Below are 21,284 nucleotides of genomic sequence, written 5' to 3'. Positions count from 1 at the left end.
ATGACCGAGGGTGGAACCGCCGCCCGCTCCGATCTGCGGGGCGGGGCGGGCTGGGTGGGCTTTGGCCTGCTGATCCTGATCGGCTCCTGGCGCATGGAGCGCTTCGAGTCCATGGGCGCGCAGCTCTACGCCATGCCGGGCTTCGTGCCGGGCCTGCTGGGCAGCGCCCTGGTGCTGCTGGGCGCGGTGCTGATGCTGCGCGGCTGGACGCGCCGGCGCCAGGCCGCCCGCACGGGCGGCGCCCCTGAAGCCGGCCCCGCGCCGCTGATCAACCGACGCATCGCCGCCACGCTGGCGCTGACGCTGGCCTACGCGGCGGTGCTGATCGGGCGCCTGCCGTTCTGGCTGGCCACGGCGGCCTTCGTCGCGGCCTTCGTGGCGCTGTACGCGCCGAGCGAGCAGCGCGCCGCGCGCCGCCTGGCGGTGGCGCTGCTGGCCGGCGCGCTCACCTCGGCCGTGGTCACCTGGGTGTTCCAGTCCATCTTCCTGGTCCGCCTTCCCTGAGCTTCACGCACCATGTTCGACGGTCTGCTCCTGTTCGGCCAATCCATCGCCCACTTCTCCTCGCCTTCGACGATCGGCCTGGCCCTGCTGGCCTCGCTGGTGGGCGTGGTCATGGGTGCCCTGCCCGGCCTCACGGCCACCATGGCGCTGGCGCTCATGACCACGCTCACGCTCAAGCTGCCGCCCTCGCAGGCGCTGCTGATCCTGATCTGCACCTACGTGGGCTCCATCTACGGCGGCTCGCGTTCGGCCATCCTGCTCAACATCCCGGGCACGCCGGCCTCGGCCGCGTCCTGCCTGGACGGCTACACCCTGGCCCGCCAGGGCCTGGCCGGGCGCGCCATGGGCATCGCCACCACCGGCTCGGTGATGGGCACGCTGATCGGCATGTTCTTCCTCGCCACGCTCACGCCGGTGCTGGGCGGCCTGGCGCTGAAGTTCGGCGCCTACGAGTTCTTCTGGCTCGCGCTGTTCGGCGTCATCATCGCCGGCACGCTCACCGGCGACGACCCGCTCAAGGGCTGGATCGCCGGCATCGCGGGCCTGTTCGTGGCCACCATCGGACAAGAGCCGCAGTACGGCTACGAGCGCTTCGCCTGGGGCCTGCGCGACCTGGCGGGTGGCATCCAGCTGGTGCCCGCGCTGGTCGGCGCCTTCGGCTTCGCCGAGTTGCTCACCAGCATGCGCGCGCGCCAGGCGCCGGTGACCATCAGCGCCTTCGACACCGTCATTCCCAAGCTGCGCGACGTCTTCCAGTACTGGCGCACCATCCTGCGCTCGGGCCTCATCGGCACCGGCGTGGGCATCGTCCCTGGCGTGGGAGAGGACGTGGCGGCCTGGTCGTCCTACGCCGCCGCCAAGCGCGCCAGCCAGGAGAAAGAAAAATTCGGCAAGGGCTCGGTGGAAGGCCTGATGGCCGCCGAGACCGGCGACAACGCCTGCGTGCCGGGCGCGATGATCCCGGTGCTCACGCTGGCCATTCCGGGCTCGGCGCCGGCCGCCGTGCTGATGGCCGCGATGATCATCCACGGCGTCAAGCCAGGCCCCATGATCATGGTGGAGAGCCCGCAGTTCGTGTACGACGTGGTGGCCATGATGCTGTTCGCCACCATCGGCATCCTGATCTACGGCCTGGTGCTCACCAAGGCCCTGGTGCAGGTGCTGCGCGTGCCCCAGCACCTGATCGTGCCCATCATCTTCGTGCTCTGCGCCGTCGGCAGCTTCGCCATCGCGGGCCGGCTGTTCGACATCTACGTGATGCTGGCCTTCGGCCTGATCGGCTTCGCCTTGCGCCACCATGGCTACCCCATGGCGCCGCTGGTGCTGGGCATCGTGCTGGGTGACCTGCTGGAGAAGAACCTGCGCCGCGCGCTGATCCTCTCCGACGGCGACCTCACGCCCTTTTTCACCCGGCCCATCGCCGCCGCCGTGGCGGCATTGATCTTCGCCACCATCGCCTGGCGGGTGTGGTCCCTGGTCCGCCCCTCCCGCACGGGGCGCGCGCCGGCATGAAGCTCTCGCTGTGCAACGAGGTGCTGCACCCGCTGCCGCTGGCCGCGCAGTGCGAGGCCGCCGCGCGCTGGGGCTACGCGGCGCTGGAACTCGCGCCCTTCACCCTGGCCGACGACCCGTCCACGCTGCGCGCCGCCGACGCGCGCCGCTGGCGCGACACGGCGCAACAGCAGGGCCTGGCCATCAGCAGCCTGCACTGGCTACTGATGCGGCCCGAGGGCCTGTCGCTGGTGAGCGATGACGCCGCGCAGCGCCGGCGCACGCTGGACCTGCTGCGCCAGCTGATCGACCTGGCCGCCGCCTGCGGCGCGCGCGTGCTGGTGCACGGCTCGCCGCGCCAGCGCTCGCCCGGCCCGGGGCAGAGCGTGGCCGACGCGCTCGCGCGCTTCGAGGCCGCGCTGGCCGAGCTCGCGCCGCACGCCGCCGCGGCCGGCGTCACCTACTGCGTGGAACCCCTGGGCCGCTTCGAGACGCCGGTGATCAACACCGTGGCCGAGGCCGCCAACCTGGTGGACCGCATCGGCTCGCCCGCGCTGCGCACCATGCTCGACGTGAGCGCGGCCTCGCACAGCGAGAGCGAGCCCGTGCACGAGGTGCTGCGCCGCTTCCTGGCCAGCGGGCACATCGCGCACGTGCAGCTCAACGACCACAACCGGCGCGGCCCCGGCCAGGGCGACACCGACCAGCGCCCCGTGCTGCAGGCGCTCAAGGACAGCGCCTACGCCGGCTGGGTGGCGGTGGAGCCCTTCGACTACATGCCCGACGGCCCAGGCTGCGCCGAGGCCAGCGCGCGTCACGTGCACGAACTTTGGAGCCAGCTGACATGAACGGCGTGAACCTGCGCCTGCACGCCATCGAGCTGTACGAGCGACACGTCACGCTGCGCCTGCCCTTTCGCTTCGGCGCGGCCACCGTCACGCAATGCCCGCAGGCCTTCGTGCGCGTGCACGCCGAGGCCCAGGGCCGCCGCGTGGAGGGCGCCGGCGCCGAGCTGATGGTGCCCAAGTGGTTCGACAAGTCGCCCGCGCTCACGCACGAACAGAACTTCGAGCAGCTGCGCGAGTCGCTGCGCAACGCGCGCGAGGCGCTGCTGGCCCAGCGCGATCCGCTCACGCCTTTCGCGCACTCGCAGTCGGGTGGTGAATCGGCCATCGCCGTGTCGGTGGCCCGCGGCCTGCCGCGCCTGGCCGCGCAGTTCGGCGCCGCGCTGCTGGACAAGGCCGTGGCCGACGCGGCCCTGCGCGCGGCCGGCCTCTCGTGGGTGGACGGCCTGCGCGCCGGTGCGCTCGGCGATCCCTGGAGCGCGGGCCTCACGATCGCCCGCCCCGACGCGGTGGTGCTGCGCCACACCGTCGGCCTGGCCGACCGCCTCAACGACGACGACCCCGGCAGCGACCCCGGCGACGGCCTGCCCGCCACGCTGGAGGCCGCCATCCGCCGCCAGGGCCTGCACCACTTCAAGCTCAAGCTCAGCGGGCGCATCGAGGCCGACGTGGACCGCCTCTCGCGCATCGCCGCCGTGCTGCGCGCGCACGCGCCCGAGCACCGCGTCACGCTGGACGGCAACGAAACCTTCGCCGACGCCGCCAGCCTGGGCGCCTATTGGCAGGCGCTGCGCGCCACGCCCGCGCTGGCCGATCTGCTGCGGCGCACCCTGCTGCTGGAGCAGCCGCTGGCGCGCGCCGTGGCGCTGCGCGAACCCATCGCGCCGCTGGGCATCGACGTCCCCGTGATCCTCGACGAATCCGACGACCACGCCCACGCGCTCGACGAAGGCCTGGCCCTGGGCTACCGCGGCATCTCGAGCAAGGCCTGCAAGGGCATCTACCGTTCGCTGCGCAACGCGCGGCGCATCGCGCAGGACCCGCGCCTGCTGCTGTCGGGTGAGGACCTCACCTGCCAGGCTGGCCTGGCGGTGCAGCAGGACACACTGCTCGCCGCCAGCCTGGGCGTGCGCCACATCGAGCGCAACGGCCACCACTACGTGGACGGCTTCGGCAGCGCGCCCGCCGAGGAGGCCCAGGCCTTCGCCAGCGCCCACGCGGGCTTCTACGACAACGGCGGCGGCCGGCCCCGCCTCGCGGTGCGCGAGGGCCGGCTGGACCTGCGCTCGCTGCACACGCCGGGCTTCGCCAGCGCGGCGGCGCCGCTGTGGCGCCGCCTGAAAGCCATCGACTGACTTCCCCCATCACCCCCAAGGAGACCCATGAAAACCCTCTTCGCCGCGGCCCTGGCCGTGTCCACCCTGGCCCTGGGCCTGCCCGCCGCCGCGCAGGGCGGCTACCCGAACAAGGCGATCCGCGTGATCGTGCCGTTCGCCGCCGGCAGCACCACGGACATCATCGCCCGCGCCATCACCGACAAGATGAGCCAGAGCATGGGCCAGCCGGTGATCGTGGACAACCGCGGCGGCGCCAGCGGCACCATCGGCCAGGCCGCGGTGGCCACGGCCGCGCCCGATGGCTACACCATCATGATCCACTCGTCCTCGCACACGGTGAGCCCCTCCACCTTCGCGAAACTCTCCTTCGACACCGCGAACGATTTCGCCGGGGTCACGCCGATCTCCTCCACGCCCAACGTGCTGGTGATCGCGCCCGGCAAGAACCTCAAGACCCTGCCGCAGCTCGTGGCCCACGCCAAGGCCCACCCCGGCAAGATGAACTTCGCCTCGGCCGGTCAGGGCAGTGCCACGCACCTGAACGCCGAAAAGTTCAAGATGGCCGCGCAGATCGACGCGGTGAACATCCCCTTCAAGGGCTCGGCCGAGGCCGTGACCGAGGTGATCGCGGGCCGCGTGGACTACTACTTCTCGCCCATCGCGCCCGTCATCGGCCAGATCAAGGACGGCCAGCTGCTCGCCCTGGCCGTGGGCTCGCCGCGCCGCGCCAGCGCCCTGCCCGAGGTGCCCACCACCGCCGAGGCCGGCGTGCCCGGCTCCGAGTTCAACTTCTGGATCGGGATGATGGCGCCGGCCAAGACGCCGCGCGACATCGTCAACCGCCTGCACGACGAGGTGGTGAAGGCCCTGGCCACGCCCGAGGTGAAGGAACGCTTCCTCAAGCTCGGCGCCGACGCCTGGACGCTCAAGCCCGAGCAGTTCGACGCCTACATCAAGGACGAGATCAAGGCCAACGCGGCCCTGGTCAAGGCCGCCGGCCTGCAGGTCGGCAACTGAATCCCCCGCACGACGACAGCACCAGCAAGGACCTTCACATGGCAGTCAAGACACTCGGCCTCATCATGCACGGCGTGACCGGGCGCATGGGCATGAACCAGCACCTCATCCGTTCGATCTGCGCCATCCGCGCCCAGGGCGGTGTCGCCCTGAGCAACGGCGACCGCGTGATGCCCGACCCCATCCTCATCGGCCGCAACGCCGAGAAGATCGAGGCCCTGGCCAAGGCGCACGGCATCGCGCGCTGGGGCACCGACCTCGATGCCGCGCTGGCCAACCCCGCCGACACGGTGTTCTTCGACGCCGGCACCACCCAGATGCGCCCCACGCTGCTGGCCAAGGCCATCCGCGCGGGCAAGCACGTCTACTGCGAGAAACCCATCGCCACCAACCTGAACGAGGCGGTGGAGATCGCGCGCCTGGCGCAGGAGGCCGGAAAGAAGCAGGGCCTCAAGCACGGCGCCGTGCAGGACAAGCTCTTCCTGCCCGGCCTGCGCAAGCTCGACATGCTGCGCCGCGCCGGCTTCTTCGGCCGCATGCTCAGCGTGCGCCTGGAGTTCGGCTACTGGGTGTTCGAGGGCGACCTGCAGCCCATCCAGCGCCCGAGCTGGAACTACCGCAAGGAAGACGGCGGCGGCATGATCCTCGACATGATGTGCCACTGGCGCTACGTGCTGGACAACCTGTTCGGCGAGGTGAAGGCGGTGTCCTGCATCGGCACCACGCACATCCCCAAGCGCTGGGACGAGGCCGGCCAGCCCTACGAGTGCACCGCGGACGACGCGGCCTACGCCACCGCCGAGCTCACCGGCCACAACGGCGAGCCCGTGATCGCGCAGCTCAACATGAGCTGGGCCACGCGCGTCAACCGCGACGACCTGGTGACCTTCCACGTCGATGGCACCCACGGGTCCGCCGTCGCCACGCTGACCGGCTGCAAGGCGCAGAGCCGCGTGAACACGCCGCGCCCGGTGTGGAATCCGGACGTGAAGAACACCATGAATTTCTCCGAGCAGTGGCAGGACGTGCCCGACACCCAGGTCTACGACAACGGCTTCAAGATCCAGTGGGAGCACTTCATCCGCCACGTGGTGGAGGACGCGCCCTACCAATGGACCCTGCCCGAAGGCGCCAAGGGCGTGCAGCTGGTGGAGGCCGCGCTGGCGAGCTGGAGCGAGCGCCGCTGGATCGACGTGCCGGCGCTGAAGGTCTGAAGTGAAGTGAACCACCCCCGCCGCGCTTCGCGCGACCCCCTCCAGGGGGCGACACCTGCGGCCCGGCACAGCCGGTTCCGCGGTGTCTCCCGATCAGATCACCTCACGCGAGTCGCCTCGGCATCCGAACAATGAACTTGTCCCTTCAACTGCCCACCGCCTCGGGCGCGATCGAGGCCTACACCCTGCGCGGCAGCGCGCCGGTGAAACCCACACCGGGCCTGACATTCAACCGCATTGCCTACTCGGCCGCGCACGTGGTGGCCGACCCGCGCGCGGCCATCGACCCCTGGCTGCAATGCGCCATCGACTGGGACGCCACCATCGCCTACCGCCAGCGCCTGTGGTCGCTGGGCCTGGGCGTGGCCGAGGCCATGGACACCGCGCAGCGCGGCATGGGCCTGGACTGGCCGACCTCGCTGGAACTCATCCGCCGCTCGCTCGACGCCGCCCAGGACCACCCCGGCGCGCTGGTGGCCTCGGGCTGCGGCACGGACCACCTGGTGCTGGAGCACGTGAAGACGGTCGACGAGGTCATCGCCGGCTACGAGGAACAGATGGCCGCGATCGAGAAGCTCGGCGGCCGGCTCATCGTGATGGCCAGCCGCGCGCTGGCGCGCGTGGCCAAGGGACCGGCCGACTACGAGCGCGTCTACGGCCGCGTGCTGAGCCAGGCGCGGCAGCCCGTGGTGCTGCACTGGCTGGGCGACATGTTCGACCCCGCGCTCGGCGGCTACTGGGGCACCCGGGACCTGGACGCCGCGATGGACACGGCGCTCGGCATCATCGCAGCGCACGCCGGCAAGGTGGACGGCATCAAGATCTCGCTGCTCGACAAGGACAAGGAGATCGCCATGCGCCGGCGCCTGCCGGCCGGCGTTCGCATGTACACGGGCGACGACTTCAACTACGCCGAACTCATCGCGGGCGACGGCTGGGGCAGCGAGCCCACCCACGGCAAGAGCGACGCGCTGCTGGGCATCTTCGACGCCATCGCGCCCGCCGCCAGCGCCGCGCTGGGTGCACTGGCGCAGGGCAACACCCGCCAGTTCCACGACATCCTCGGCCCCACGGTGCCGCTGTCGCGCCACATCTTCGCGGCGCCCACGCGCTTCTACAAAACGGGCGTGGTCTTCATGGCCTGGCTCAACGGCCACCAGAGCCACTTCAGCATGGTGGGCGGCCAGCAAAGCACGCGCTCACTGCCGCACCTGGCCGAGCTGTTCCGCCTGGCCGACGCCGCGAACCTGCTCGAACAGCCCGAGCTGGCGCTGCGGCGCATGAAGACCCTGCTGGCCTTGCACGGGATCGAGTGATGCGCGACTTCTCCACCGACCACCGCTGGTTGTCCATCAACACCGCCACAGTGCGCAAGAGCCAGGGCCAGGACCTGCCGCTGCCGCAGATCCTGGACGCCGTGGCGCGCCACGGCATTCCCGCCATCTCGCCCTGGCGCGACCAGGTCGCGGCCGCCGGCCTGAAGGCCGTCTCCGCGCAGGTCAAGGCCCTGGGCCTGAAGCTCTCGGGCTACTGCCGGGGCGGCATGTTCCCCGCCGTGGACGCGGCCGGCCTGGCCGCCGCGCGCGACGACAACCGCCGCGCCGTGGACGAGGCCTGCGAGCTCGGCGCGCCCTGCCTGGTGCTGGTGGTGGGCGCGCTGCCCGGCGCCCTGACGGGCCAGGCCGCGCACAAGGACATCGCGCGCTCGCGCCAGCAGGTGAGCGAGGGCATCGCCGAGCTGCTTCACTACGCGCAGGACAAGGGCATGCCGCTGGCCATCGAGCCCCTGCACCCCATGTACGCGGCCGACCGCGCCTGCATCAACACCCTGGAGCAGGCCCTGGACGTGTGCGACGCGCTCGACCCCGGGCGCAGCGGCGCGCTCGGCGTGGCGGTGGACGTGTACCACGTGTGGTGGGACCCTAAGCTGCGGGCGCAGATCGAACGCGCGGGCCGCGAGCGCCTGCTGGCCTTCCATGTGTGCGACTGGCTCACGCCCACCACCGACCTGTTGAACGACCGCGGGATGATGGGCGACGGCGTGATCGACATCCCGCGCATCCGCGGCTGGGTGGAGGACCAGGGCTTCGGGGGCTTCAGCGAGGTGGAAATTTTCTCCACCGGCCACTGGTGGCGGCGCGGGCACGACGAGGTGCTGCAAACCTGCATCGCCCGGCACCGCACTGTGGTCTGAGTCACAGGCGCGGTGTGACCTGGGTCACTTCCCGGCGGGTGGCGCCTGCCCGACACTGGCCGGATCGCCGCCCGCGCGGCCCCGCCCCGCACGAAGGAGCCCCATGCCGCCCGCCCCGTTCACGCGTTTGTCCCTGTATGGCCTGCTGGCTCTCGCCCCCGTGGTCGGCGGCGCGCAAAGCGTGCGCAAGCTGGGCGACGGTGAACTGAGTTGCGCGCAGATCTACGCGGAGAGCCAGGCCCTGGAGCAAGCCAGCGAGGCGCAGCGGGCCGATGCCCTGCAGGCCCAGCAGGCCATGACGGACATCCAGAACCAGATGGTGCAGCAGGCCAGCGGCGCGCGCGGCGGCATGGGCTCGGCCATCGGCGGCGGGCTGCTCGGCCTGATCCCGGGCGGCGCGCAGGTGCAGGGCTATGCCATGCAAGCCGCGGCCGAGGCGCGCCGGGCCGACATGCAGGACAGCGTCGACAAGATGATGCAGGCCACCACGCGGCAGATGAACGCGGAGCAGGCCCTGGAGCGCACGCAGGCGCGCAGCGAACACCTGGCCGACCTGTTCCTGAAGAAGGACTGCAAGCTGTCCCAGGTGAAGGCCGGCGCCGACCGGCCTCAGTGACGGTGGGTCAGCGGCACTGTCCGTCCCAGGTGCTCTTCATGTTGGCGATCACGTCGGGGCGGATGCCCAGCCAGGTCTCCACCTTCATGCCCGTGGCCCTGGCCTCGCACTGAAGCCGCGCCGGTGCGGGGGGCGTGGCCGGCATCAGGCGGATCAGACCGGACAGGGCGCCGCAGTACTGCGGCAGGTTCTTCGCCTGCAAGGCCTTGTCGCGCTGGGCGCGCAGCGTGTCGTACTCGGCGCACTGCGGGTCGGGCGCGGCCAGGGCGGTGGTGGCAAGAAGGGACAGGACGAGACCGAGCAGCGGTTGGGACATGGGAGCGGGCCTGAGCGGGGGCGTTGTGTGGACGGCCGCGAGTATCCCGGGCGCCTGTGCCCGGCGTAAGTGACCCCGGTCACATCGCGGGCGGGGCCACCACCGTGCCCGCCAGCGCGTCCATCAGTTGCTGCGCCCGCACGGGCTTGTGCAGGTAGGGCACGCCGCTGGCCTTGATGTCGGCGATGCGCTGGGGCGCGGTCTCGCCGGTGACCAGCACGGTGCGCAACCGCGGCGACGCGCGGCGCAGCGCGAGCAGGTGGTCCAGGCCGTTGCCCTCGCCCGGCAAGCGGAAGTCGGACACCACGGCCTCGATCGGGTGCCGGTCCAGCAGCTGCCGCGCCTGCCCGAGGTCGCCGGCGGGGTACACGGTGCAACCGCAGGACGAGAGCAGCAAGGCCAGGGCCTCGCGGCCGACCGGCTCGTCGTCGATGACCAGCACGTGGCGCGGCAGCTGCTGCTCGGCCGGCGCGGCCGGCGCCCGCCCGGCGTCCGCCGGCCGGGGCGCGTCGAGCGCGGCGGCCCGTCGCACCCAGACCCGAAAGCGCGTGCCCCGCTGCGGCGCGGACACGAGCGCGATGGGGTGGTCCAGCAGGCCGGACAGCCGCTTGACGATGGACAGGCCGATGCCCAGGCCATGGGCGCGGTCGCGCTGCGGGTTGGCGAGCTGGTAGAACTCGTCGAACACCCGCTGCTGGTGCTCGGCGGCGATGCCGATGCCGGTGTCGATCACCTCGAAGCAGGCCCAGCCCTCGCGGGCCGCCGGCGCCCCCGAGCGCGCCGCGATCAGCACGCCACCGCGGCGCGTGTACTTGATGGCGTTGTCGATCAGGTTGCCGAGCAGGCGGGTGAGCAGCTGCGCGTCGCTCACGACGGCCAGGTCCCCCGGCGCGCGGAAACGGATCTGCAGGTCGCGCGCCTGGGCGCTGCCCGAGAACGTGTGGCTCAGCGAGAGGAACAGCTCGTGCACCCGCAAGGGCGCCAGCCGGGGCTGCACCGCCCCCGCGTCCAGCCGCGAGATGTCCAGCATGGTGTCGAGCGACTGGTTCAGCACGCGCACCGAGTGGCCCAGCCGCGCGACCGTGCGCGCGCTGTCGGCGTCGAGCCGGGCGCGCTCGAGCACCGAGGTGAACAGCGAGATGGCGTGCAGAGGCTGGCGCAGGTCGTGGCTGGCGGAGGCGAGGAAGCGGCTCTTTTCCCGGTTGGCGTTTTCGACCAGCGCCACCTGCTGCGCCAGGCGGCGCGCGAGGTCTTCCTTTTCGAAGCGGACCGTGAGCGACTGCGCCAGCAGATCGGCCTGCTGGAACGTCCACTTGAGCGTCATCGCCAGAAAGAGCGCCATGCAAAAGGCCAGCACCCAGCCGACCAGGCCGCCGTGCCAGACGCAGGCGCTGACCATGCCGGCGGCGGCCGGCACGCTGAACGCGGCGATGGTCTGGCGGTGCGTGGAGACGATGGCCGAGCCCAGCGAGATCGCGCCGATGATGAACAGGGAGATCAGCAGCAGGCCGTCGACGCTGCGGTGCGCGCTCAGCAGCCAGGGCGCGGCCCCCCACATGGCGCCCAGCAAAAAGATGTCGCGCACGCGGCCCCGCAGCACCGCCGACAGCTCGTGGTCCTGCAGCGGGCCCCGGGCCGCCAGCCGCCGCCGCCGCAGGTAAGTGAGCAGCACGGCGGCATAGAACAGGCCGAGCCAGACCAGCGGAAGGCTGGAGGCCCATTTCCAGTAGAAAACGATCGCCAGCGGCGTTGCGAAGGGAATGGGCGAGAGGATGCGCACCGGCCCGGTTTTTTCCAGCAGCAGCTCAAGCTGGATGCGCTGCACCGCCAGCGGCGCGGTGAGCGCGGGGGGGAACTGCCATGGCCAGGCGGTCATGGCGGGCCTCAGGAAAAGCGGCCGATCAGCTCGGCCCGGGAACGCACGTTGAACGAGAGAAAAATCGCCGACACGCAGTTCTTCACCGAGCCCAGCGCCAGCCCGGTCTCGGCCGCGATCGCCCGGTTGTCGAGGCCGCTCAGCAGCAGCTCCAGCACCTGGATCTGGCGGTTGTTCAAGGGCACCGACGGCAGCCCCGCGCCACGCGCCGCGCCCGGCCCTGCCGCGCCCGGCGCCGCGGCGCGTTCGATCGTGTCGAGCAAACCGCTCAGGTCGCGGGTGTCGCCGGTCTTGCAGAAGTACCCCAGAGCGCCGTGGGCCAGCGCCTCCTCGCGCACACGGGCATCGTGCGTGCCCGACACGATGGCCACCCGCAGCCGCGGGTAGAGCCGGCCCAGCAGCTTGAGCCCGGACAGGCCGCGCGCATCGCCCAGGTTCAAGTCGAGCAGGAGCAGGAACACCTCATCGGCGTGGCGCTCCAGAAACGACAGGGCCTGCTCCAGGCTGTGCGCTTCCTCGACATGGAAGCGGTCGGCGAAGCGCTGGGCGATGACCTGGCGCAGGCCCACGCGCACCAGCTCATGGTCGTCCACCACCAGTAGGGTTCTCGGTTGCTGCTGCTCGGACATCGCGGGATCGGCCTTTCCTCTGTCGCTCGCCTGCCATGGGCCAAGCCTATCAGCGCCCCAGGTGCGGGTGCCTGGCGAACAGTTCCGCCGCCCATTCCACGAAGGCCCGCACCTTGGCGCTGAGGTGCCGGTTGGGCGGGTACACCACGTACACCGGGATCGTTTCGCAGGCCCATTCCTCCAGCACCTGCACCAGCTCGCCGCGCTCGATCAGCGGCATGGCGACGAAGCCCCCGGTCTGTCCGATGCCCAGGCCAGCCAGCAGCGCGGCCGTCATGGCGTTGCTCTCGTTGACCGAGAGCCGGTAGCGGCCCGAAATCTCCAGCTTCTGCCCGTCCTTGTGGAATTCGTTCGGGTACATCCGCCCCGTGCGCGTGGAGAAGTAGTTGATCACCGTGTGCTCGGTCTGCAGCTGCTCGGGGTGCGTGGGCGTGCCGTGCGCCTTCAGGTAGGCCGGCGAGGCCACCGTCACCAGCGGCAGGTTGGCGATGCGCCGCGCCACCAGCGACTGCTCCAGCAGCTCGCCGCCGCGGATCACGCAGTCCACGTTGTCGGTGATCAGGTCCACCGGGCGGTCGGTCACGCCCATGTCGAGCTGGATGTCGGGGTAGCGGCGATAGAAGTCGGCCAGCGCGGGAATGAGGATGAGCTGCGCCACCGAGGTCCCCACGTCCACGCGCAGGCGACCGCTGGGCTTGGCCTGGGCATTGGTCATGCTGGCCTCGACGTCGTCGAGGTCATTGAGCAGGCGTGAGGTGCGCTCGTAGTAGGCCGCGCCGTCGGGCGTCACCGTCACGCGCCGCGTGGTGCGGTTGAGCAGCTTGACCTTCAGGCGCGACTCCAGGTGCTGCACCAGCTTGGTCACCGTGCCCTTGGGCAGGTCCAGCGATTCCGCGGCCTTGGTGAAGGTGCCCGCCTCCACCACGCGCGCGAACACGCGTATCGATTGCAACTGGTCCATTCCCCGGCTCCTGTGTGTGCTGTGCGGCGATTGTGGGGGCCGGATTGTTCATGCACGGGAAACAGAGCGGTGGCGCGGTCCCGCTTTTTCCGCACGGCCGCTGTGCCTATAGTCGCCGCCATGGATTCCACTGCCTCCCCCTTCGCCGCCGCCGCGGCGGCGCAGACGCTGTCCGTGCCGGGCCAGCCGCCGCTCACGCTGCGTGTGCTGGGCCGCAAGCCGCGCGGCGGCGCACGGCCGCTGGTGCTGCACTTCCATGGCGGCGCGTTCGTCTCGGGCGACCTGGACAGCGGCGCCTGCCTGGCGGAGCTGCTGGCCGGCGCGGGCGCGGTGGTGGCCTCGCTGGCCTACCCGCTGGCGCCCGCGCACCGCTTTCCCGAAGCGCTGGAGGCCGGCTACGCCGCGCTGGAGTGGCTGCACAAGCAGCGCCCGCGCCTGGCTGGCAAGGACGCTCCCCTGTTCGTGGCCGGCGAAGAAGCCGGCGGCAACCTCGCGGCCGCCACCGCGCTGATGGCGCGTGACCGCGCCCACCCGCCGCTGGCCGGGCAGATCCTGGTGGCGCCCATGCTGGACCCGTGCAACGCCACCGCCTCGCTGCGCGAGAGCCTGGGCGAGTGCGTGGAATGCAAATGGGCGCATGGCTGGCAACAGTACCTGCGCGGCCCCATGGACGCCGAGCATCCCTACGCCGTGCCCGGCCTGGCCCAGCGCCTGGCGGGTCTGCCGCCCGCGCTGGTGCTCACGGGCGCCGACGACCCCATGCGCGACGAGGCCCTGGCCTACGCCGAGCGCCTGCGCGGCGCCGGCATCGCCGTGCGGGCCCATGTGCTCGGCATCGACACGGGCTGGCCCGACTCGCTGGCCGAGCCGCTGACGGCGGAATGTCCCTGTGCCCACGAGGCACGGGAACACCTGCGCGCCTTCTTGCAGGCCGCCACGCCGCCGCCACCGTCCTGACGGACGCCCGCACCCCTCCCCCCGTTCTCCCGACGCCATCCCCGGCCACACGCCGGGGATGGCTTTGCTCACCCTCAAAAAGGATCAGACCATGTCCCGCCCGTCCACCAAGCCTTCGTCCCTGGGTCGCATCTGGCTGCCCATCGCCGCGCTGGCCGCGATCTCAGCCGCCGCGTTCGCGATCGCGCAACAGGCCATGACCGCGCAAGCCAGCGCGCCCGCCGATGCGGCACCGCCGCCCCTGCCGGTGTCGGTCGCCACCGTCGCCGAAAGCGACGCCACCCTCTGGGACGAGTTCTCCGGCCGCCTGGAAGCGGTGGAGCGCGTGGAAGTCCGCTCGCGTGTGGCGGGCGCCGTGCTGGCCACGCACTTCCGGGAGGGCGCGCTGGTGGCCAAAGGCGCGCTGCTGGTCTCCATCGACCCCGCGCCTTACGAGGCCGAGGTGGCACGGGCCGAGGCGCAGGCCAGCGCCGCGCAGGCCCGCCTGAGCCATGCCAGCGGCGAGTTCGCGCGCTCGCAGCGGCTCTGGCAGGACAAGGCCATTGCCCAGCGCGAGCTCGACGACCGCCAGAACGCGCTGCGCGAAGCCGAGGCCAACCTGCAGGCCGCGCGCGCCCAGGTACAGGCCGCCCGCCTCAATCTGGGCTACACCCAGGTGCGCGCGCCGGTGGCCGGGCGCATCGGCAAGGTCGACGTGACCGCGGGCAACCTCGTCGCGGCCGGACCGGGCGCGCCGGTGCTCACCACGCTGGTGTCGGTCAACCCGATCTACGCCAGCTTCGACGCCGACGAACAGACCGTGGCGCGCGCACTGCAGGGCCTGAACCAGGGCGGCGCCAGCGCGCGCCGCTCGCTCGAGCGCATCCCCGTTCGCATGGGCACGGCTGGCGACGCCGACACGCCCTTCACCGGCCGGCTGCAACTCATCGACAACCAGGTCGATCCGCGCAGCGGAACGGTGCGCGTGCGCGCCGTCTTCGACAACGCCGACGGCACGCTCATGCCGGGCCAGTTCGCGCGCATCCGCATGGCGCAGCCACGCAGCGCGCACCAGTTGCTGGTGAGCGAACGCGCCATCGGCACCGACCAGGACAAGAAGTTCGTGCTGGTGGTGGGCCAAGACAACAAGGCCGAGTACCGCGAGGTGGCTTTGGGCGCGTCGGTGGATGGCTTGCGCAGCGTGCTGAGCGGCCTGAAGGCGGGCGAGCGCATCGTCGTCAACGGCCTGCAGCGCGTGCGCCCCGGCGCGCTGGTGCAGCCGCAACCCGTCCCCATGAACCAGGCGCGCGTCACCAGCGACGCGCAGGAACTCGCGGCCAAGCAGCCCTGAGGCGCGCCGCAGAAACAGACTTCCCATGAACCTGTCCAAATTCTTCATCGACCGGCCGATCTTCGCGGGCGTGCTCTCGCTGCTGATCGTCATCGCCGGCCTGGTCGCCCTGCGTGGCCTGCCGATCTCGGAGTACCCCGAGGTGGTGCCGCCCTCCGTGGTGGTGCGCGCCCAGTACCCGGGCGCCAACCCCAAGGTGATCGCCGAGACCGTGGCCACGCCGCTGGAGGAATCCATCAATGGCGTCGAGGGCATGCTCTACATGGGCAGCCAGGCCACCACCGATGGCGTGATGACGCTGACCGTGACCTTCCAGCTCGGCACCGACCCCGACAAGGCCCAGCAGCTGGTGCAGAACCGCGTCTCGCAGGCCGAGCCGCGCCTGCCCGAGGAGGTGCGCCGCCTGGGCGTGACCACCGTCAAGAGTTCGCCCGACATCACCATGGTCGTGCACCTGGTCTCGCCCAACGACCGCTACGACATCAACTACCTGCGCAACTACGCGGTGCTCAACGTGAAGGACCGGCTGGCCCGCATCGAAGGCGTCGGCCAGGTGCAAATCTTCGGCGGCGGCGACTACGCCATGCGCGTCTGGCTCGACCCGCAGAAGGTGGCGCAGCGCGGCCTGTCGGCCGGCGACGTGGTGGCCGCCATCCGCGGCCAGAACGTGCAGGCCGCCGCCGGCGTGGTGGGTGCCTCGCCCGGCCTGCCGGGCGTGGACCTGCAGCTCTCGGTCAACGCGCAGGGCCGCCTGCAGACCGAGCAGGAGTTCGGCGACATCATCGTCAAGACCGGCACCGACGGCGCGGTGACGCGCCTGCGCGACGTGGCCCGCCTGGAGATGGGCGCGGCCGACTACTCGCTGCGCTCGCTGCTGAACAACCAGCCCGCCGTGGGCATGGGCGTGTTCCAGGCCCCGGGCTCCAACGCGCTGGAGATCTCGGCCCAGGTGCGCGCCACCATGGCCGAGTTGCAGCAGCACATGCCCGAGGGCGTGGAGTACCGCATCGCCTACGACCCCACGCAGTTCGTTCGCGCCTCCATCGACTCGGTCGTCACCACCCTGCTGGAAGCCATCGCCCTGGTGGTGCTGGTGGTGATCCTGTTCCTTCAGACCTGGCGCGCCTCCATCATTCCCCTGTTGGCGGTGCCAGTCTCCGTGGTGGGCACCTTCGCGGTGCTGCACCTGCTGGGCCTGTCCATCAACGCGCTGTCCTTGTTCGGCCTGGTGCTGGCCATCGGCATCGTGGTGGACGACGCCATCGTGGTGGTGGAGAACGTGGAGCGCAACATCGAGGCGGGCCTGAGCCCGCGCGAGGCCACCTACCGCGCCATGCGCGAGGTCTCGGGACCCATCGTCGCCATCGCCCTGGTGCTGGTGGCCGTGTTCGTTCCGCTGGCCTTCATCAGCGGTCTCACCGGCCAGTTCTACAAGCAGTTCGCGGTGACCATCGCCATCAGCACGGTGATTTCGGCGATCAACTCGCTCACGCTGTCGCCCGCGCTCGCGGCCCTGCTGCTCAGGGGCCACCACGAACCGAAGGACGCGCTCACGCGTGGCATGGACCGCCTGTTCGGCGGCTTCTTCCGCGCCTTCAACCGCGTGTTCCACCGCGGCGCCGCGTCCTACAGCGGTGGCGTGCGCCGCGCCATCGGCCGCAAGGCGCTGATGATGGTGATGTACCTCGCGCTCGCGGGCCTGACCATCGGCCTGTTCAAGGCCGTGCCCAGCGGCTTCGTGCCCGCGCAGGACAAGCAGTACCTGATCGGCTTCGCGCAGTTGCCCGACGGCGCGACGCTGGACCGCACCGACGCGGTCATCCAGCGCATGGGCGAGATCACCCGGCAAAACCCCAACGTGGAAGACGCCATCGCCTTCCCGGGCCTGTCGATCAACGGCTTCACCAACAGCTCCAACGCGGGCATCGTGTTCGCCACGCTCAAGCCCTTCGCCGAGCGCCGGAACGCCGACCAGAGCGGCGCCGCCGTGGCGGGTCAGTTGAACCAGGCCTACGGAGAGATCCAGGACGCCTTCGTGGTGATGTTCCCGCCGCCGCCGGTGGCGGGCCTGGGCACCACCGGCGGCTTCAAGCTGCAGCTTGAAGACAAGGCCTCGCTCGGCTACGAGGCCATGGACGCGGCGGTGAAGGCCTTCATGGCCAAGGCCTACCAGACGCCCGAGCTGGCCGGCATGTTCACGAGCTGGCAGGTCAACGTGCCGCAGCTCTATGCCGACATCGACCGCACCAGGGCGCGCCAGCTGGGCGTGCCCGTGACGGAAATCTTCGACACCCTGCAGATCTACCTCGGCAGCCTGTACGTGAACGACTTCAACCAATTCGGCCGCACCTACAGCGTGCGCGCCCAGGCCGACGCACCCTACCGCGCGCGCGCCGAAGACATCGGCCTGCTCAAGGTGCGCGCCACCAGTGGCGAGATGATCCCGCTGTCGGCGCTGATGAAGGTCGATGCCAGCTTCGGCCCCGAGCGCGCCATGCGCTACAACGGCTACCTCACGGCCGACATCAATGGTGGCCCGGCGCCAGGCTTCTCGTCTGGCCAGGCGCAGGCCGCCATCGAGCGCATCGCCGCCGAAACCCTGCCCGCGGGCATCGGCTTCGAATGGACCGAACTCACCTACCAGGAGATCCTGGCGGGCCATTCCGCGCTCTGGGTGTTTCCGCTGGCCATCCTGCTGGTGTTCCTGGTGCTGGCCGCGCAGTACGAGAGCCTGACGCTGCCGCTGTCCATCCTCCTCATCGTGCCCATGGGCCTGCTCGCGGCCATGACGGGGGTGTGGCTGGACGGCGGGGACAACAACGTCTTCACACAGATCGGGCTGATCGTGCTGGTGGGCCTGTCGGCGAAGAACGCCATCCTGATCGTCGAGTTCGCGCGCGAACTGGAGTTCGCGGGCCGCACGCCGGTGCAGGCCGCCATCGAAGCCAGCCGCCTGCGCCTGCGACCCATCCTCATGACCTCGCTGGCCTTCGTCATGGGCGTGCTGCCCCTGGTGCTGGCCAGCGGCGCCGGCGCCGAGATGCGCTCGGCCATGGGCGTGGCGGTGTTCGCCGGAATGATCGGCGTGACCGCCTTTGGTCTCTTCCTCACGCCGGTGTTCTACGTGCTGCTGCGCCAGCTGACGGGCAACCGCCCCCTGCGGCAACACGGGGAGACACCCCACTTCGAGGGCTTGGCCAGCGGCGGCGCCGACGCCCGGCCCCTGCCCGCGGCCCCGGTCACGCATTGAAGGATTTCCACCATGAACACCATCAACCGCCTCCTGCCATTGGCCGCCGCCCTGGTGCTGGCCGGCTGCGCCACCGCGCTGCCGCCGCTGCCCGCGTCGGTGGACACGCCGGCGCAGTTCAAGGAACAAGGCCCGGCCGCGCAGGCCACGGACCCTGCGCAATGGACCATCGCCCCGCCCGCCGAGGCCCAGAGCCGGGGCACCTGGTGGAAGGCCTTCGGCGATCCCGTGCTCGATGCACTGATCGAGCGCTCGGCCGTGGGCAACACCGACATCCAGCAGGCCGCCGCGCGGCTGGCCCAGGCGCGCGCGCTGCTGCGCGGCGCGCAGGCCGAGCGCGCGCCACAGATCGGCGCGGGCGCCTCGGCGGACCGTGGCGCGGGCGCCAACACCGCGAACGGTTCGACGCCGGCCACACTGCTGCAAGCCGGCCTGAACCTCTCATACGAAGTGGACCTGTTCGGGCGCCTGGCCCGCGCGCAGGACGCCGCTTCACTGGATGCGCAATCGCGCCAGGCCCTGCTGCAGAGCACGCGCCTGCTGGTGCAGGCCGAGGTGGCGCAAACCTACCTGGCCCTGCGCGCCACCGACACCGAGCGCGCCCTGATGCAGGACACCGCCAACGCCTACACCGACACCCTGCGCCTGACGCAGCGCCGCTTCGAGGCCGGTGACGTGGCCGAGCTGGACGTCATCCGCATCCAGACCGAGCAGGCCGCGACCGAGGCCGAGGTCATCGCGCTGGAGCGCACACGAGCCGAGCTGGAACACGCGCTGGCCGTGCTGCTGGGCGAGCCCGCCTCGGGCTTCGCGCTGGCCCCCACCGCCACGGCGCGCACGTTGCCGGTGATCCCGCCCGGCGTGCCCGCCACCGTGCTCGCGCGCCGGCCCGACGTGGCCGCGGCGCAGGCCTCGCTGCTGGCCGCGCAGGCCCGCGTGGGCGTGGCCCAGGCCGCCTGGTTCCCGCGCGTTTCGCTCACCGGCGCGGCGGGCTTTGCCTCGCCGGAGCTGGGTGATCTGTTCCAGTGGTCCGCGCGTTCCTGGGGCGTGGGCGCGCTGCTGTCGCTGCCGCTGTTCGACGGCGGCCGGCGCCAGGCCGGCGTGCAGAACGCGCAAGCCGAGTTCGACGCGGTGGCGGCGCAGTACCGCGGCCAGGTGCTCAACGCCCTGCGCGAGGTGGAGGACCAGTTGTCTTCCCTGCGCCTGCTGCACGAGCAATCGCTGGCCCAAGGCCGCGCGGTCAACGCCGCGCAGCGCGCCAGCGCGATCTCCGAGACGCGCTGGCGCAACGGGCTGGTGAGCCAGCTCGAGCTGCTGGACGCGCGCCGCAACGAACTGCTGAACCGCCGCCAGGCGCAGCGCGTGGAGGCGGCGCGGCAGCAGGCCACGGTGCGGCTGATCCGGGCCTTGGGTGGGGGATGGGGGACAGGCGAGCCGCAGCGCGGCTGAGCGATGGCGCGGCGCCCCACTCTGGGGCCTTGACGCCACGAAAGGGGGCTTGCGTCAAAACCCCATCATTCGGACGAACTCGCCCACCTCGCGCCGCGGTGTCTCAAAGCCGTTCACCGCCGCGCGCTCGTCGCGGTAGCCGAGCGACATGCCGCACACCGTCACCTGCCCCTCGGGCAGGCCGAGCACCGGCGAGATCACCGCGTGGTACGGCGCGAAGCTCACCTGCGGGCAGGTATCGAGCCCGCGCGAGCGCGCCGCGAGCATCACGCTCTGCAGGTACAGGCCCAGGTCCAGCCAGCTGTGCGGCTTCAGGCAGGCGTCGATGCTGAAGATGAGGCCCACCGGCGCGCCGAAGAAGCCGAAGTTGCGCCGCGTCTGGCGTGCGCGCGCGGCGGCGTCCGTGCGGTCGATGCCCAGGGCCTGGTAGTAGCGCGCGGCGAAGTCCGCCTGGCGCGCGCCGTAGGCTTCGGGCAGTGGTGTGGGGAAGTGGTGGGTCGGCGGGAGCTCGCCGCTGTCGAAGACAGCGGTGATGGCCCCCTCCACCTCGCGGATGGCCTTGCCGGCCAGCGCATAGACCTGCCAGGGCTGCGTGTTGGAATTGCTCGGCGCGCGACTGGCCACGCGCAGAATTTCCAGCACCGTCTCGCGAGACACCGCTTCGTCCCGGAACGCGCGCACCGAACAGCGCGAGCGCAGCAGGCCGTCGAGGCAGGCGGTGGTGTCGTCGATGGACAGCGTCATCGCGCGCCCCCGTCCGGTGCCGGGTGGTAGGCGATGCGCCCGGCCGGCAGGAAGAACAGCGCGATCACCGCGCCGCCCTTGGCCTCGGGGTAGTGGTGGCTGCCGGGCGGTGGCGCGGTCCAGCCCGCTTCGCACCAGCCATTCGGGCCCGCCAGCGCGGCGCCCGGCGTCACGGGGATCACCATGTTGAATTCGCCGTAAGGGTGCGCGTGGTATTGCCCGCGGTAGCTGCCTTCGGGGTTGCCTTGCGTGTTGCCCCGGCTGTCCATGTACACGGCGGTGATGCTGAAGTGGTGCGTGCGCGCCGAGGGTTCGAGCAGGCGGCTGCGGCGGTAGATGGGTCCATCGATCTCGATGTTGGCGGCCCAGCCATCGGCCACGCCCCGCCTGATCAGTTTTGCCAGCGTGTCGAACAGCGCGCTGCCCGGGCCACGTTGCGCGTTGAGCCATCGCTCGACCTCGGTGCCCGCCGTCATGTCCTTCACCTCGGCGAGAAAGGGCAGGCAGCACGCGATGAGTTCCTCGCGTTCGCGGATGTCGGTGTCCGGGTTCAT

19 protein-coding genes are annotated in these 21,284 nt (G+C 71.3%); 13 read left to right on the top strand and 6 right to left on the bottom strand.

The annotated features are described in order from the left end of the window. The 9 genes from JNX00_RS03585 (at nucleotide 1) to JNX00_RS03545 (ending at nucleotide 9,218) form a co-directional block, all read left to right on the top strand. Entirely contained in the window at nucleotides 1–504 is a 504-nt protein-coding gene (locus JNX00_RS03585; protein ID WP_204744102.1) for a tripartite tricarboxylate transporter TctB family protein, read from the top strand. Between the two features lie 12 nt (nucleotides 505–516). Further along, complete coding sequence (locus JNX00_RS03580) at nucleotides 517–2,016, top strand: tripartite tricarboxylate transporter permease (RefSeq protein WP_070400824.1); 1,500 nt, start codon at nucleotides 517–519, stop codon at nucleotides 2,014–2,016. Further along, a complete protein-coding gene (locus JNX00_RS03575; protein WP_204744101.1) occupies nucleotides 2,013–2,843 on the top strand; it encodes a sugar phosphate isomerase/epimerase family protein in 831 nt (276 codons plus the stop codon). Before JNX00_RS03580 ends, JNX00_RS03575 begins: the two co-directional genes overlap by 4 nt. Further along, nucleotides 2,840–4,195: an enolase C-terminal domain-like protein gene (locus tag JNX00_RS03570; RefSeq protein WP_204744100.1), complete on the top strand. Its 1,356-nt coding sequence runs from the start codon at nucleotides 2,840–2,842 to the stop codon at nucleotides 4,193–4,195. Before JNX00_RS03575 ends, JNX00_RS03570 begins: the two co-directional genes overlap by 4 nt. A 27-nt stretch (nucleotides 4,196–4,222) precedes the next feature. After that, nucleotides 4,223–5,194 carry a tripartite tricarboxylate transporter substrate binding protein gene (locus JNX00_RS03565; protein WP_070400822.1) on the top strand — a complete coding sequence of 324 codons (972 nt, stop codon included), beginning with the start codon at nucleotides 4,223–4,225 and terminating at the stop codon, nucleotides 5,192–5,194. A 38-nt stretch (nucleotides 5,195–5,232) separates the two neighbouring features. Then, nucleotides 5,233–6,408 carry a Gfo/Idh/MocA family oxidoreductase gene (locus JNX00_RS03560; protein ID WP_204744099.1) on the top strand — a complete coding sequence of 392 codons (1,176 nt, stop codon included), beginning with the start codon at nucleotides 5,233–5,235 and terminating at the stop codon, nucleotides 6,406–6,408. A gap of 131 nt (nucleotides 6,409–6,539) precedes the next feature. Then, nucleotides 6,540–7,724: a dihydrodipicolinate synthase family protein gene (locus tag JNX00_RS03555; RefSeq protein WP_204744098.1), complete on the top strand. Its 1,185-nt coding sequence runs from the start codon at nucleotides 6,540–6,542 to the stop codon at nucleotides 7,722–7,724. Continuing rightward, nucleotides 7,724–8,602: a sugar phosphate isomerase/epimerase family protein gene (locus JNX00_RS03550; RefSeq protein WP_204744097.1), complete on the top strand. Its 879-nt coding sequence runs from the start codon at nucleotides 7,724–7,726 to the stop codon at nucleotides 8,600–8,602. Before JNX00_RS03555 ends, JNX00_RS03550 begins: the two co-directional genes overlap by 1 nt. A gap of 103 nt (nucleotides 8,603–8,705) precedes the next feature. Continuing rightward, nucleotides 8,706–9,218, top strand: coding sequence for a hypothetical protein (locus JNX00_RS03545; RefSeq protein ID WP_204744096.1), 513 nt, complete (start codon nucleotides 8,706–8,708; stop codon nucleotides 9,216–9,218). A gap of 7 nt (nucleotides 9,219–9,225) precedes the next feature. Here the strand turns inward: JNX00_RS03545 and JNX00_RS03540 are convergent, their stop codons facing one another. From JNX00_RS03540 to JNX00_RS03525, 4 genes are all read right to left on the bottom strand, one after another. Further along, nucleotides 9,226–9,534: a hypothetical protein gene (locus JNX00_RS03540; protein WP_070400817.1), complete on the bottom strand. Its 309-nt coding sequence runs from the start codon at nucleotides 9,532–9,534 to the stop codon at nucleotides 9,226–9,228. 79 nt (nucleotides 9,535–9,613) lie between these two features. Then, nucleotides 9,614–11,410 carry a hybrid sensor histidine kinase/response regulator gene (locus tag JNX00_RS03535; RefSeq protein WP_204744095.1) on the bottom strand — a complete coding sequence of 599 codons (1,797 nt, stop codon included), beginning with the start codon at nucleotides 11,408–11,410 and terminating at the stop codon, nucleotides 9,614–9,616. A gap of 8 nt (nucleotides 11,411–11,418) precedes the next feature. Then, complete coding sequence (locus tag JNX00_RS03530) at nucleotides 11,419–12,039, bottom strand: response regulator transcription factor (protein ID WP_204744094.1); 621 nt, start codon at nucleotides 12,037–12,039, stop codon at nucleotides 11,419–11,421. A gap of 49 nt (nucleotides 12,040–12,088) precedes the next feature. Then, complete coding sequence (locus tag JNX00_RS03525; protein WP_070400814.1) at nucleotides 12,089–13,000, bottom strand: LysR family transcriptional regulator; 912 nt, start codon at nucleotides 12,998–13,000, stop codon at nucleotides 12,089–12,091. Nucleotides 13,001–13,120: 120 nt separating this feature from the next. Between JNX00_RS03525 and JNX00_RS03520 the strand changes: the two genes are divergently transcribed. From JNX00_RS03520 to JNX00_RS03505, 4 genes are all read left to right on the top strand, one after another. Next, nucleotides 13,121–13,957, top strand: a complete 837-nt coding sequence (locus tag JNX00_RS03520; protein ID WP_204744093.1) for an alpha/beta hydrolase — start codon at nucleotides 13,121–13,123, stop codon at nucleotides 13,955–13,957. Nucleotides 13,958–14,048: 91 nt separating this feature from the next. Then, nucleotides 14,049–15,287 (top strand): efflux RND transporter periplasmic adaptor subunit, encoded by a 1,239-nt coding sequence (locus JNX00_RS03515; protein ID WP_070400812.1) that lies wholly within the window; start codon nucleotides 14,049–14,051, stop codon nucleotides 15,285–15,287. 25 nt (nucleotides 15,288–15,312) lie between these two features. Then, entirely contained in the window at nucleotides 15,313–18,537 is a 3,225-nt protein-coding gene (locus JNX00_RS03510) for an efflux RND transporter permease subunit (RefSeq protein ID WP_204744092.1), read from the top strand. Nucleotides 18,538–18,549: 12 nt separating this feature from the next. Further along, nucleotides 18,550–19,986 carry an efflux transporter outer membrane subunit gene (locus JNX00_RS03505; RefSeq protein WP_204744091.1) on the top strand — a complete coding sequence of 479 codons (1,437 nt, stop codon included), beginning with the start codon at nucleotides 18,550–18,552 and terminating at the stop codon, nucleotides 19,984–19,986. Between the two features lie 54 nt (nucleotides 19,987–20,040). On the opposite strand, the gene JNX00_RS03500 is transcribed toward JNX00_RS03505, so the two are convergent. Further along, complete coding sequence (locus JNX00_RS03500; protein ID WP_204744090.1) at nucleotides 20,041–20,730, bottom strand: nitroreductase; 690 nt, start codon at nucleotides 20,728–20,730, stop codon at nucleotides 20,041–20,043. Beyond that, a complete protein-coding gene (locus JNX00_RS03495; RefSeq protein ID WP_204744089.1) occupies nucleotides 20,727–21,284 on the bottom strand; it encodes a DUF4863 family protein in 558 nt (185 codons plus the stop codon). The genes JNX00_RS03500 and JNX00_RS03495 overlap by 4 nt, the downstream gene beginning before the upstream one ends.

Origin of the sequence: Hydrogenophaga sp. YM1 (assembly GCF_016903055.1) — a bacterium.
GTDB lineage: Bacteria > Pseudomonadota > Gammaproteobacteria > Burkholderiales > Burkholderiaceae_C > Hydrogenophaga > Hydrogenophaga borbori.
The sequence above is the reverse complement of the archived record's forward strand: the minus strand, read 5'-3'. Positions and strand labels throughout refer to the sequence as shown.

Bases quoted from the DNA above. Each gene is read 5' to 3' on its own strand.
- JNX00_RS03585 (WP_204744102.1), top strand. From the start codon at position 1: ATGACCGAGGGTGGAACCGCCGCCCGCTCCGATCTGCGGGGCGGGGCG.
- JNX00_RS03580 (WP_070400824.1), top strand. From the start codon at position 517: ATGTTCGACGGTCTGCTCCTGTTCGGCCAATCCATCGCCCACTTCTCC.
- JNX00_RS03575 (WP_204744101.1), top strand. From the start codon at position 2,013: ATGAAGCTCTCGCTGTGCAACGAGGTGCTGCACCCGCTGCCGCTGGCC.
- JNX00_RS03570 (WP_204744100.1), top strand. From the start codon at position 2,840: ATGAACGGCGTGAACCTGCGCCTGCACGCCATCGAGCTGTACGAGCGA.
- JNX00_RS03565 (WP_070400822.1), top strand. From the start codon at position 4,223: ATGAAAACCCTCTTCGCCGCGGCCCTGGCCGTGTCCACCCTGGCCCTG.
- JNX00_RS03560 (WP_204744099.1), top strand. From the start codon at position 5,233: ATGGCAGTCAAGACACTCGGCCTCATCATGCACGGCGTGACCGGGCGC.
- JNX00_RS03555 (WP_204744098.1), top strand. From the start codon at position 6,540: ATGAACTTGTCCCTTCAACTGCCCACCGCCTCGGGCGCGATCGAGGCC.
- JNX00_RS03550 (WP_204744097.1), top strand. From the start codon at position 7,724: ATGCGCGACTTCTCCACCGACCACCGCTGGTTGTCCATCAACACCGCC.
- JNX00_RS03545 (WP_204744096.1), top strand. From the start codon at position 8,706: ATGCCGCCCGCCCCGTTCACGCGTTTGTCCCTGTATGGCCTGCTGGCT.
- JNX00_RS03540 (WP_070400817.1), bottom strand. From the start codon at position 9,534: ATGTCCCAACCGCTGCTCGGTCTCGTCCTGTCCCTTCTTGCCACCACC.
- JNX00_RS03535 (WP_204744095.1), bottom strand. From the start codon at position 11,410: ATGACCGCCTGGCCATGGCAGTTCCCCCCCGCGCTCACCGCGCCGCTG.
- JNX00_RS03530 (WP_204744094.1), bottom strand. From the start codon at position 12,039: ATGTCCGAGCAGCAGCAACCGAGAACCCTACTGGTGGTGGACGACCAT.
- JNX00_RS03525 (WP_070400814.1), bottom strand. From the start codon at position 13,000: ATGGACCAGTTGCAATCGATACGCGTGTTCGCGCGCGTGGTGGAGGCG.
- JNX00_RS03520 (WP_204744093.1), top strand. From the start codon at position 13,121: ATGGATTCCACTGCCTCCCCCTTCGCCGCCGCCGCGGCGGCGCAGACG.
- JNX00_RS03515 (WP_070400812.1), top strand. From the start codon at position 14,049: ATGTCCCGCCCGTCCACCAAGCCTTCGTCCCTGGGTCGCATCTGGCTG.
- JNX00_RS03510 (WP_204744092.1), top strand. From the start codon at position 15,313: ATGAACCTGTCCAAATTCTTCATCGACCGGCCGATCTTCGCGGGCGTG.
- JNX00_RS03505 (WP_204744091.1), top strand. From the start codon at position 18,550: ATGAACACCATCAACCGCCTCCTGCCATTGGCCGCCGCCCTGGTGCTG.
- JNX00_RS03500 (WP_204744090.1), bottom strand. From the start codon at position 20,730: ATGACGCTGTCCATCGACGACACCACCGCCTGCCTCGACGGCCTGCTG.
- JNX00_RS03495 (WP_204744089.1), bottom strand. From the start codon at position 21,284: ATGAACCCGGACACCGACATCCGCGAACGCGAGGAACTCATCGCGTGC.